Source organism: Streptomyces sp. NPDC058464 (assembly GCF_042721035.1).
Classification (GTDB): Bacteria; Actinomycetota; Actinomycetes; order Streptomycetales; family Streptomycetaceae; genus Streptomyces.
The window spans coordinates 1-12,097 of the sequence record NZ_JBHXMA010000012.1 but is presented as its reverse complement, the minus strand read 5'-3'; the positions used below and the strand labels follow the sequence as shown (position 1 = coordinate 12,097).

General features: G+C 69.8%; 6 protein-coding genes and 2 pseudogenes. 6 read left to right on the top strand and 2 right to left on the bottom strand.

Going from position 1 to position 12,097, the window contains the following annotated elements:
- The first annotated feature begins 143 nt into the window (after window positions 1-143).
- Both ACFWPQ_RS17810 and ACFWPQ_RS17805 read left to right on the top strand, forming a co-directional pair.
- Entirely contained in the window at window positions 144-668 is a 525-nt protein-coding gene (locus ACFWPQ_RS17810; RefSeq protein WP_384034977.1) for a hypothetical protein, read from the top strand.
- 64 nt (window positions 669-732) lie between these two features.
- On the top strand, window positions 733-2,403 hold the full coding sequence (locus tag ACFWPQ_RS17805) for an Hsp70 family protein (protein WP_384034975.1): 1,671 nt from the start codon (window positions 733-735) through the stop codon (window positions 2,401-2,403).
- 52 nt (window positions 2,404-2,455) lie between these two features.
- On the opposite strand, the gene ACFWPQ_RS17800 is transcribed toward ACFWPQ_RS17805, so the two are convergent.
- Window positions 2,456-5,902, bottom strand: coding sequence for a helicase-related protein (locus ACFWPQ_RS17800; RefSeq protein WP_384034972.1), 3,447 nt, complete (start codon window positions 5,900-5,902; stop codon window positions 2,456-2,458).
- Window positions 5,903-6,335: 433 nt separating this feature from the next.
- Here ACFWPQ_RS17800 and ACFWPQ_RS17795 point away from each other — a divergent pair.
- The 3 genes and pseudogenes from ACFWPQ_RS17795 to ACFWPQ_RS17785 all read left to right on the top strand — a co-directional run.
- Window positions 6,336-6,671: pseudogene (locus ACFWPQ_RS17795) on the top strand (transposase); the annotation flags it as partial.
- A gap of 61 nt (window positions 6,672-6,732) precedes the next feature.
- Window positions 6,733-7,434 (top strand): annotated as a pseudogene (locus ACFWPQ_RS17790) (FAD-dependent monooxygenase); the annotation flags it as partial.
- Between the two features lie 198 nt (window positions 7,435-7,632).
- Window positions 7,633-10,044: an endonuclease/exonuclease/phosphatase family protein gene (locus ACFWPQ_RS17785; RefSeq protein WP_384035392.1), complete on the top strand. Its 2,412-nt coding sequence runs from the start codon at window positions 7,633-7,635 to the stop codon at window positions 10,042-10,044.
- A 63-nt stretch (window positions 10,045-10,107) separates the two neighbouring features.
- Here ACFWPQ_RS17785 and ACFWPQ_RS17780 read toward each other — a convergent pair whose 3' ends face one another.
- Entirely contained in the window at window positions 10,108-10,911 is an 804-nt protein-coding gene (locus ACFWPQ_RS17780) for a VOC family protein (RefSeq protein WP_384034969.1), read from the bottom strand.
- Between the two features lie 313 nt (window positions 10,912-11,224).
- Here ACFWPQ_RS17780 and ACFWPQ_RS17775 point away from each other — a divergent pair, with 313 nt between their 5' ends.
- Window positions 11,225-12,067: a sulfurtransferase gene (locus ACFWPQ_RS17775; RefSeq protein WP_384034966.1), complete on the top strand. Its 843-nt coding sequence runs from the start codon at window positions 11,225-11,227 to the stop codon at window positions 12,065-12,067.
- Window positions 12,068-12,097: the final 30 nt, after the last annotated feature.

The window sequence follows — 12,097 nt, the reverse complement described above, 5'->3', positions numbered from 1 at the left end:
GCCACCCGGGGCCCGAGCCCGCGCCCCCCCCCCGCGTGGGGGTGCTCGCGGGTCGCCCCCCCCCGCCGCCCGGGCGGCCGCACGACCGGTACCGCCGGGCCGCGTCGGCCGCACTGGCCGAGGCGGAAGCGGCCGCTAACCGGTTGCGCCTACGCCTGGAGGACGAGGAGAAGCGGTGTGCCGAGGCCGTAGCCCGTGTCCAGGCCGCCGAGGCCGCAAAGGAATCCGCCCAGCGGGACTTGCAAGAGGCGACTCAGCGCATCGAGGCGATGACCCGTCAGCTCCAGCGGCGGGACGACGAGTTGCGCCAGTCCCGGCAGACCGCGCGCGGAGCGTCGCAGGCGCAGTTGCGGCAGGCCAGGATCGACACGTTGCGCGTCCTCGCCGCGGTACTCGCCGAAGTCGCGGATCAGGCGGTTCACGAGGGGGAGGAGACCGGGCCGGCGAGCGCTCTGTACCGGAGGGTCCTGGCGCGCGCGGCGGCGGCCGGGGTGCTGGACATCGGAGCACTCGGAGAAGAGACGGAGTACGACCCGGTGGCTCACCGGGCCCCCGGTGGACCGGCGGCACGGGTGGTGGTGGAGCGGCCCGGTTTCGTGTGGCAGGGCGCTCGTGAATCCGAGCCTGTCGTACTGGAACAGGCCGTTGTCCGCCGGGCCGAGCGCTAGGCACGATCTTTTATTTCCGCTGTCGGGATCGAGGCCCGGCAGCAAGGGTTTTGGGAGGACATCGGTGCAGCACGACAAGCCCTTGATCGGCATCGACTTCGGTACCGCGACCACCTTGGTGAGTCAACGGCTTCCCGGTGGTGCGCCGGAGAACGTGCCGATCGGTCACGGTACGGCCTGGATGCCGAGCGTGATCTCCGTTTCCGCTTCCGGTGAGCTTCTGTTCGGTGAAGGCGCCGAGACCGCGGCAGGGGCGTCGGCGCTGCGGTCGGTGAAGCAGTGCATCACCTTCGATTCGGAGCCCGACGTACTGCCGGTCCAGGGGAAGTCCCGCATGGTCCGCCACTCGGCGGACTCACTGATCAAGCAGCTGCTGAATCACGTGCTGCTCCGTGCGAGGGCCGCCGGAGCGGATACGGAGGAGGCCCACTTCCGCCTTGCCTGCCCCGCCATCTGGGACGGGCCGCGGCGCAGGCGGCTCGCCTCTCTGGCCCGGGCCGCGGGTATTCCGGTGGCTGTCGGGGACATTGTGGACGAGCCCGTGGCCGCTGGGCTCGCCTGGTCGGAGGGGCTCTACTGGGAACTCGGCGAGGACCGGCCCGACGGAACTACGCTGGTCTTCGACTTCGGCGGGGGGACCCTCGACATCGCCATGGTCGAGGTCACCGAGTCGCTTCAGGACGGCGCCCCCGAGCTCACGGTGCTCTCGGCGCGTGGTGTGGCCAAGGCCGGTGACGCACTGGACCTTCGGATCGCCCGGGATCTGGAGCAGGACTTGCGAGCCATGGGCATATCGGTGAACCGGATGCCTGATCCCCCCACCTTCAGGGCGCTGATCCTGGGGGCCGCCCGACGGCTCAAGGTGCTGCTCTCCGACACACGGTACGACGAACAAGCGGTTCCGGTCGGCGGCGGATACACCGATCTGCCGCTGCTCACCTACACGCGCCGACGGCTGGAGGACGCGTTCCGGCCCCAGCTGAACGAGGCCTTGGAACACGTCAGGGCCGCTCTGTGCGAGGCCCGGCTGCGCAGGCGCACGACGCCCGACATCGCGCGTCTGGCCCGTATGCCACTGTCGGAACTGGCGACCGACGTGCAGCACGTGCTGCTCGCCGGCGGCATGTCCCAGGTGCCTCTGGTGCGCCAGGCCTTCGAGAAGCAGTTCCCCCATGCGGAGGTGGGGTTCGACAGCGCGCTGCAGTCGCCGGAGCAGTCGGTCGTGACCGGATTGGTGGTTCACGACTACCATCGGCTAAACCTCCCCCGGCCCGGCTTCGACCTGGTGCTGGAGTGGGAGGACTCCGATGGGGGTCAACATAGCGAACTGCTCTATCCCGCCTTCCAGCCTCTCTACACCGCGGACCAGGTGATGCGCCGCGAGGAACTGGCTCATCACTGGAGGGGGACACCGGATGTTCTCAGGGTCACCAAGGCCCGGATCCGGGCGATGGCGGTGGACGGGGAACCGATGGACTTCTCGGTGGAAGGCAGTGTGCTGCCGTATCTGCCCGTCGAGCTCCACCCACGGACTTCGTTCTCCCTCGCACTGCGACTCAACGGTGAGATGGTCGTACGTGACGCCACCGCCCGGCCCATGACGTTCAGAGTGGAGAGATGGCCCGTGCTCCGGGCCGGAGAGCAGGGGGCGATCCGCCTGACGCGTGTGAAGCGGGGCGGCCAGGAGCACGGGCGGCCGTCCTTCACCGACCTGTACTCCCACCCGTGGCAGTGAGTCGCCGACCGGTGGCCGGGAGCGCGTCTCTGGTCACCGGTCGGCGTCCTGGTCAGGTTCCCTCGACCAGGACGAGGGAGATCGTCTCGGTGGACAGGCTGAAGCGGGACTCCCGCTCCATCTGCGCCAGGAGGGCGTCCCGCCGGGTCTCCAGGTGAGTCACCCGGCTCTCGTGAAGGCGGCGGATCGAGGGGTGGGCCACCTCGTGGGCGAGACGACGGGCCCCTGCGATTTTCACCTGGAAGGTATCCCGCACCGTCGCGCGCCGGCCTTGGGCGAGCCGCGTGTTCTCGGCCTCGTAGAGCCGCTTGGTCGTGCGCTCCTGCACGGCCGCGAGGGCCTGCACCTCTGCCAGAGCCTCGGCGAGCAACTCGTCGATACCCACGGGCAGCGGCTCGTCGGCGTGGGTGAGTTCACCGCGGGCGAGAGAGGTCAGCAGCGCGGTGCCGACCTCGGGCATCTCCTGCATCGTCCGGATGTCGACCGTGGTGGTCCACAACTCGCGGCGCGACCGTGTGCCGTCCGTACGCGCCAGCCGGACCTCCACCAGATAGCGGGAGCCGGGTGGCAGGCCCGGCAGCCGTGCCCGTCCGTAGCGCAGGAGCAGGTCGGGGCGCTGGTCGTACCACCACTGGGCGGTGCGTACCACGGGGTGGCGGACGCTGAGCAACGGAACTCCGTGTACCGACGAGGTGCTTGCCGTGAAGCAGGCGCGCATCGGTGATCCGCTCTTCATCCTCGCCAGCAGGTCACCGCGCGGGTGGGGAAAGGCGCCCGCGTCCATTGCCGCGTACATCGTCGTGAGCAGGTCACGGCTGCCCATGATGTCCACCAAGTCGTCCTCATGGGCGACTTCGCGCAACAGGCCGTAGCCGCTGTCCGCGAGGAAGCACTCGACGAGTCCCCGGATCTCCTTGGGCCCCAGGTAGCGCCCCCTGCCCGGACTGGTTTCGTCGAAACCCTCGATGAGCAGGCCGTCCAGGCCGGTGAGGAGTGCCTGGGCGTCGTTCAGGGTCTCCAGGTCCTTTTCCCGGTCAGCCCGCGCGACGGCGATCCGATCGACCTGACGGCGCCGTTGCTCCGGGGTGAGGCGGGGGTCGAGGACGATGCGATGCAGCTCCTTCAGGCGCCCTCGAAGGATCGGTTCCAGTTCTCCGATGGAGTCCTGGAAGACACCGATGCGTGCGTAGAGGCGCTGGAAGATGTCGGTCTCGATGGTGCCGGGGACCTGCATGTTGAAGATGAAGATCTTCTCGTGCTGCTGGCCGAACCGGTCGAGGCGTCCGATGCGCTGCTCGACCCGCATAGGGTTCCAGGGCAGGTCGTAGTTGACCAGGACGTTGCAGAACTCGAAGTCCAGGCCCTCGCTGCCCACCTCACTCACCAGAAGCAGGTCGAACTCGCCGGCGCGGAAATCCTTCATGATGCGTTCCCGCTCGATCGGCGGGGTCCTCCCGTGCATCACCCGCACTTTGAACTCCGGGGTCAGCCTCTCCTCAAGGTACTCCAGGGTTCGGGTGAAGAATGAGAAGACCATCGCCTGCCGCATGCCCCTGCCGCGGGCGTTTCGCAGCATTTCCGCGAACCGCTCGAACTTGGTGTCCACGGGGAGCTGCCCAAGCAGGGAGCGCAGTGCGGAAAGATCGTCGGCCTGATCCTGCAACTCGCGGGCGAGTCTTTCGGGAGAGGCGGCCGATCCGGAGGCGTTGTCGTTCGGGACGTCCTCGGTGTCGTCGACGGCCTCCGACTCGTAGAGGAGTTCCTCAATGGCTTCGTCCTCGGCTGTTCGAGGCGAGAACCGCTCCCGTAGCCGCTGCTGCATGGCCGGGATGCAGCTTGCCGCCTGCCGCAGCCACATCTGTGCGGCGAAGCCGGCGGCCGTGCCGCTGCGGGCGGCTCGCTCCAGACACCACGCGTGCAGGTTGTCGTAGAAGGCACGCTCCTGTGAGGTCCAGCGGACTGCTACGTCCTCGGCCTCACGCAAAGCCTTGCGGTCCGGGGTGTCGGCCTTGCGCGTACGGTTGACCACACCCGCGAGGGCGTTGAGTTCGGCAATGCATCGCCGCGCCTCGGCGAGCTGCTGGGGAGACAGCGGCGCGCTGGTGGCCAAGAGCTCCTGAAGGCGCCGGAACTCCGGCCGCTGCGCGGTGATCCTGCCGTACGCGGATGTCGGTACCCGCATGAGCCGGGAGTGCAGGGCCCGAATGCCGTCCGGACCGTCCGCGTCGCCCGCGGCGAGACCGACGGCCACCGCGTTCAGGTGGCGATTGGGCTCGATCTGGTTCTCGAAGACCTTGGGATCCGGGAAGGACGACTCGTCGAGAAGGTGAACCAGGTTGTAGAGGTCCTGGTTGCCGAGGTTGAGAGGAGTGGCGGAGAGAAAGATCAGAGCATCCGCCCAGTCGGCGAGCAAGGCTGCCGCGGCGTGACTCCGGCTGCTCGCGTTACGCAGGTAGTGCGCCTCGTCCACGATCACGAGGTCGAACCGGGGCTGGAGTTCCGCGAGTTCATCGAGCTGCCCGGCACGCCTCAGGCGCTCCAGAGACACCACGCCGGCGAATGGCTCGTTGGTATCCCCGCTGCGGAACAGCTCCACCAGCTCCGCCATGCCTTCTTTGTCGAGGACGCGCAGGTGCCGGTCGAAGCGGTCGCGCATCTCGTTCTGCCACTTGGTGACGAGCGCGGCGGGACACACGACAAGTCCCCGGAAGTGCGTACCACCGCGGCGTACTGAGGCACGCCGCAGATGGGTACGCTGCTCCAGCTCGTTCCAGATCAAGCCAGCTTCGATGGTCTTGCCGAGACCGACTTCGTCGGCGATCAGCAAGCGCTGGCGGTCCGAACTCATCAGCTTGAGCACGGGCCGGAACTGGTAGGGGCGGAACACCGTGCGACTCGACTGGTAGGAGTACACGACATCCGTGAGCGGGGTGCTCAGCTTGGCGAGAGTGAGCGCGAGTGCGGTTCGGTCGGCGGCAACGGGCGGCCGGAGGATCCAGTCCTCGGGCTCCTCCGTGCTGGGCGGAAGCGCCTCAAGATCCTCCTCGAAGGCCATACGGTGACGACCGGTAGCATCCTGCAACCTGTAGTGGATGCCTCCGTCTCGCGTCGGCGTCGCCCTGATCACGGTGAAGGTTTCCTGCCTGGCCGCCAGACGGACAAGGTCTCCGCGGGCGAAAGCGGGAGTGACCTCGTCGGGGACGGCGGCACACCATTCCCGGTACTGGAGAAGGGCTCGGTGAAGCATGTGACCGTCGTCTATGTCACGGAGACGCTTCCGCTGGGGAGCAACGGCGTCTGCACCGCTGCACAATGCGAATCCGACGAGAAACCGGTCGGCTCGCGACTCAAAGAGGTAGATGCCGCGGGGTAGCCTGCTTCGTGCGTCGCCGCCAATTGCCTGCGGCACAGGATGTTGTCGTGCCGCGGGTACCGGGATCCGATCGGAATACTCCGGGCTGTCGTAGAACATATGCTGCGCTTCAGTCAGCGCTTCCAACGCCGTCGCTCCGGTTGCATTCCCCCAAGGGATGTACTCCAGTCGGAGCCGGTCGTCATCGAGTGGCGCCCCTGCCGCCGTTGCTGATGTCTCCCTCATCCCGCCCCCTGGATGTTGGCCGCCGTGACCGGGCCCTCAAGCGGATCCGCTCCCGCTAGCCAGAGGCAGCCCGGAGTGGTCCAGACTGCCGAGCTGGCCAACAGGGGGATCACTATCCCCTTGTCAGCAGGCTCAGACATGAGCCAAAACCTTATCGGAAAGCCGCATAATACCCGTCGCCGCAGTTGCCAGGAGGTCGCCCCTTGGCAGGAGTTGCTCAGGTGTGACCGGGCAACCGTCGTCGCTCGCAAGTGTGTGCCCGGTCTACCTCCCGTTGTCGGGCGTGGGCGGCCAGTCTTGTGGCACAACCACGGAGTTGGCGAACGGGGGAGGCATGAACGCACAGGTTGTCTCCAGCCACCGAATACGATCAGGCGATCGGGACGCCACCGGTCCGGGTGGCGAGTTCAGCGCGGCGCTGTTCACGTCGTTCCGCCGCAGTGATCAGCGGCTGAAGGCGCGGCACTGTCTGAGCGGGCTGGCGGCGAGGGGACGCAAGTCGATCTGGAACATCGCCGCAACCGTCGGTGGGCCCGCGGCCGAGCAGAGCCTGCACCACTTCATCAGCAGCTCCACCTGGGAATGGTCGCCCATCCGCGAGGCCCTCGCCGACCACGTCACGCAGACGCTGGCGCCACGCGCCTGGGTCGTATGGCCGCTGCTCATCGCGAAGGCGGGCGGGCACTCGGTCGGAGTGGAACGGCAGTTCGCCCCGGAGCACGGACAGGTGCTCAACGCGCGGCCAACTCCTCGGAGACGGCGCGCCTCGCGTGTCCGGCCACACGATCTACCGGTCCGTCATACCCATGGAGCGGGTCCCGCGGGAACTGCGCTGGAACACCGTCACCGTGTGGGCCGGCCCCAAGTGGCACTTCATCCACTACCCCATCGGCAGACGGAAGTTCCTCAACCTGGCGGTCACCCGCGACGACGGCGCCCGGGACGTCGTGGTCGGCAGGCCCGCGGAGCGGACGCACGTCCTGTCCGCGTTCCCCAGACTGAGCGACGCCGCCCGGCAACTGCTGGAACCGTGGACCGGCTGGAAGGAGTGGGGCCTGTGCGACCGCGACCCGGTCGAACGCTCGACGGACGGCCGCGTCGCCCTCCTCGGTGACGCCGGGCACCCGATGCTCCAGTACGCGGCCCAGAGCGCCTGCACGGCCTTTGAGGATGCCGTCCTCATCGGCCAACTGCTCGCGGGCGCGGCGGGGGACGTCCCGCAACGCCTGGAGAAGTACAACGCCGAGCGGTACGAGCGTGCCGCCAGGGCCCAGTTGGTGTCCCGTGCCCTAGGCGAACAGCTCTACCACCCGGCCGGAGACGCCGCTGCCGCCCGCAACACCATGCTGTCCGGCCTCACGGTCGACGAGCTGTACGACAAGGTCGAGTGGCTGCACGGGGCGCGCATCGGAGGGTCAGCGGAGCAGCCTTGACCGGACCACCCCGCCAACCACCCCTCCGTTCCCTGGATTTAACCCACGACATCTTGGCGACACGGCATCTACACGCGTAACTTGGGCCCGCCTCCCCCCACACGCCCGGTTCAAGCGCCGCCCGTCCGCGGCGCGTTGAAGCATCCGACGTCCGAGGAGACCGCCAGCGTGTCCAGACCCGCAGGGAACAGATCCCGTATGCGCCGCGCCGCCTACCCGCTGATTTCCGTGAGCGTGGCGAGCGCCTTCGCGATGACCGCCCTTCCCGCCGCGTACGCCACGCCGTCCGCCACGGCGGTGATCGCCGAGGTGTACGGCGGTGGCGGCAACTCCGGTGCGACCCTGACCCGGGACTTCGTCGAGCTCGGCAACGCCGGTTCCGCGGCCTACGACCTGGCGGGCTACAGCGTGCAGTACCTGCCCGGTTCGCCGTCCTCGTCCTCGCAGTGGCAGGTGACCGCGCTCAGCGGCTCGGTGGCGTCCGGCGGCCGCTTCCTGGTGGCCGAGTCGCAGGGCAGCGGCGGTACGACGGCCCTGCCGACCCCGGACGTGACCGGCTCGATCGCGATGAGCGCGACCACCGGCACCGTCGCCCTGGTCTCCGGCACCACCGCGCTGACCTGCAAGACCGCCGCCGACTGCGCGGCCGACAGCCGTGTCGTCGACCTGGTCGGCTACGGCACCGCGGTGGTCAGCGAGGGCAGCGGCCCGGTCACCGGCGCCTCCAACACCGCCTCCGTGGCACGGGCCGACACCCTCACCGACACGGACGACAACGCGGCGGACCTCACCGCCGGTACCCCTTCCCCGGTCAACTCGGCCGGGCAGACCCCGGGTTCGGGCGACGGGGACGGCGGGGGCGGCGACGATCCGACCCAGCCGGGCACTGTCCGCGTCCACGACATCCAGGGCACCACCCGCAAGTCCCCGCTCGCCGGGCAGACCGTCGCCAAGGTGCCGGGCATCGTCACCGGCGTCCGTACGTCCGGCTCCAAGGGCTACTGGATCCAGGACCCGACGCCCGACGCCGACCCGCGCACCAGCGAGGGCGTCTTCGTCTACACCGGCTCGGCCGTCCCGACCGTGGCGGTCGGGGACTCGGTGCTGGTCAGTGGCAAGGTCAGCGAGTACTACCCGAGCAGCACCAGCCAGTCGGTCACCGAGCTCGACAGCCCGACCGCGACGGTGCTCTCCAGCGGTAACGTGCTGCCCGCCGCCGTCACCCTGGACGCGGCCTCCGTCCCGGACGCGTACATCCCCACCGCCGACGGCGCGAGCATCGAGTCGCTCGCTCTTGAACCGGCCGTCTACGCCCAGGACTTCTACGAGTCCCTGGAGGGCATGCGGACGACGTTCGCCGACGCCCGCGTGGTCGGCGCGAGCGACGCGTACGGCGAACTCTGGGTGACCGTCAAGCCCGACGAGAACCCGACCCCGCGCGGCGGCACCCTCTACTCCTCCTACGACCAGCCGGGCACCGGCCGCATCGAGGTGATGTCCCTGGACAGCACCACGGCCTTCCCCGCGGCGAACGTCGGCGACGAGCTGTCCGGCACCACCACCGGCCCGCTCGACTACTCCACCTACGGCGGCTACGACGTCCAGGCCACCCAGCTCGGCGCCCTGGTCGACAACGGGCTGAAGCGGGAGGTGACCCGTCGGCAGAAGGGCGACGAACTCGCGGTCGCCACCTACAACGTGGAGAACCTGGACGCGCTGGACGACCAGGAGAAGTTCGACCGGCTCGCCGAGGGTGTCGCCGTCAACCTCAACTCGCCCGACGTCGTCGCCCTGGAGGAGATCCAGGACGACAACGGCGCCACCGACGACGGCACCGTCACCGCCGAGGCGACCCTCAAGCGGTTCACGGACGCCATCCGCGCGGCCGGCGGCCCGCGTTACTCCTGGCGCTACATCTCGCCCGAGAACGACCAGGACGGCGGCGAGCCCGGCGGCAACATCCGCCAGGTCTTCCTCTTCAACCCCAAGCGGGTCTCCTTCACCGACCGGCCCGGCGGCGACGCCACCACGGGCACGAGTGTCGTCAAGACCCGCAAGGGCGCCCGGCTCACCTACTCCCCGGGCCGGATCGACCCGACCAGTGACGCCTGGGACGACAGCCGCAAGCCGCTGGTGGGCGAGTTCGTGTTCCAGGGCCAGACCGTCTTCGTCGTCGCCAACCACTTCGTCTCCAAGGGCGGCGACCAGCCCCTGCACGGCCGCTACCAGCCGCCGGCCCGCAGCTCGGAGACCCAGCGTGCGGCCCAGGCCACCGAGGTCAACACGTTCGTCAAGTCCCTGCTCGCGGCGGACGAGGACGCCAAGGCCGTGGTGCTCGGAGACCTGAACGACTACGAGTTCTCGCAGACGGTGACCAATCTGACGGACGGCGGGGTCCTGACCCCGCTGATCACCACCCTGCCGGCCGCCGAGCGCTACACCTACGTGTACGACGGCAACTCGCAGACCCTGGACCACATCCTGACCAGCCCCGCGGTGACCCGCCTCGACTACGACGTGGTGCACATCAACGCCGAGTTCGCCGACCAGGCCAGCGACCACGACCCGCAGATCGTACGGATCGACGTCAGCAAGTGCCGTAAGCACTGACCGGCGTCACCGGAACAGGGGCGTGGGACGGGCGGACTCGCACCGTCCCACGCCGACGCCGGCTCAGCTCGGGCTCTCGATCACCGAGAAGACCGCGCCCTCCGGGTCGGCCACCGTCGCGACCCGCCCGTGTGCGCTGTCCCGGACCGGCTTCAGCACCTGCCCGCCCAGCTCGGCGACCTCCCGCAGGGCCGCGTCCGCGTCGGCCACCTCGAAGTACGTCAGCCAGTGCGGCCCCCGGTCCCGGGGCAGCGAGAGGCCGACGCCGTGGATGCCGGCCACCGGGCGGCCCCCGACGTGCAGGGTCACGTAGTCGAAGTCGGCGGACACCACCGGCTCCTCCTCGTAACCGAACACCATCTCGTAGAACTTGGCGACGCTCGACGTCTCGAAGGTGAGCAGCTCGTCCCAGACGGGTGTGCCGGGGACCCCGGTCAGGGCCGTGCCGAGGTGGGCCGATCCCTGCCAGATCCCGAACACCGCGCCCGAGGGGTCGGAGGCGATCGCCATCCGCCCGGCCTCCGCCGCGTCCAGCGGGCCCACGCCCACGGTGCCGCCGCACAGCCGGGCCGTCTCGGCCGTCAGGTCCACGTCGTCCGAGGCGAAGTACGGCGTCCAGGCGATCGGCAGATGCAGGTCCGGCGGCAGCTGCCCGATGCCCGCGACCTCCCGCCCGTCGAGCAGGGCCCGGACACAGGGCCCGAGCTGCTGGGGTCCGGGCTGGAACTCCCAGCCGAACAGCGCCCCGTAGAACTCCTCGGTCGTGGTCAAGCCGTGCACCATCAGACTCACCCAGCAGGGGGTGCCGGGCGCGCGCCGAGCGTGCGTGTCGCCGTTCGGGCCGGCCGCTCCCCGTACCTCGGTCATCGTCACTCTCTCCTCGGCCCCTCGCGGTGGCCGTGTCGCTTCCGCTGTCCGGACCGGTTGTGCCGCAGCCGCGGACACGCCCCGTGCCGATGCTCGCACCCTCCGTGTCGCCGTGCGTCCACGGCCATGGGGCGGCTTCGCCGCGAGGATGCCTGATCTGCCGTTTCTCGCCCGTTTCCGGTCGATTGCCGCCGGGTGTCCATCAGCTGTACAGCATGTGCCCGATCCCGTACGCCCGGTGATCGAGGCTGTCCGGCCGAGCAGAGTAGTCGTACCTGGACGATGCGGCCACCCCTGGCGTAAGGATGGGGCCATGGAAGCCATCATCACCGCAACCGAACTCGCCGACGGCCTGACCGGGCCGACCCCGCCCGTCCTGCTGGACGTCCGCTGGCAGCTGACCTCGCCCGGCACACCGCCCTTCGACGGCCGAGCGGCCCACGCGGCCGGGCATCTGCCGGGCGCCGTCTACGTGCACCTGGACGGCGAACTCGCCTCCGCGCCCGGCGGGAACGGCCGTCATCCGCTGCCCGACCTGGCCGTCTTCGGTGCGGCGATGCGCCGCGCGGGGGTGTCGGCGAGCCGTCCGGTCGTCGTCTACGACGGCGGGCAGGGCTGGGCGGCGGCGCGCGCCTGGTGGCTGCTGCGCTGGACGGGTCACCCGGACGTGCGGGTCCTCGACGGCGGGTTGCCGTCCTGGCAGGGCCCTCTTTCGACTGACGTGACCGAGCCGGCCGAGGGTGACTTCGAACCGGCCCCGGGTGCGGGTCAGTTGCTCGACGCGGACGGGGCGGCGGTGCTGGCCCGCTCGGGTGTGCTGCTCGACGCCCGCGCGGGGGAGCGGTACCGGGGTGACGTGGAGCCGATCGACCGGGTCGGCGGCCACATCCCGGGCGCCGTGTCGGCGCCGACCACCGAGAACGTCGGCCCGGACGGCCGCTTCCTGCCGGCCGCCGAACTCCGCGACCGCTTCAAGGGGCTGGGCGCCTCCGAGGCTGCCGAGGTGGGCGTCTACTGCGGCTCGGGCGTCTCCGGTGCCCACGAGGTCCTGGCGCTGGCCGTGGCGGGCATTCCGGCGGCGCTGTACGTCGGTTCGTGGTCGGAGTGGTCCGCCGACCCGTCCCGTCCGGTGGCGGTCGGGCCCGACCCGCAGTAGGGCGGCAACAGGCAGTACGAAGAGGGGGCC

Bases quoted from the DNA above. Each gene is read 5' to 3' on its own strand.
- ACFWPQ_RS17775 (WP_384034966.1), top strand. From the start codon at position 11,225: ATGGAAGCCATCATCACCGCAACCGAACTCGCCGACGGCCTGACCGGG.
- ACFWPQ_RS17785 (WP_384035392.1), top strand. From the start codon at position 7,633: ATGCGCCGCGCCGCCTACCCGCTGATTTCCGTGAGCGTGGCGAGCGCC.
- ACFWPQ_RS17780 (WP_384034969.1), bottom strand. From the start codon at position 10,911: ATGACCGAGGTACGGGGAGCGGCCGGCCCGAACGGCGACACGCACGCT.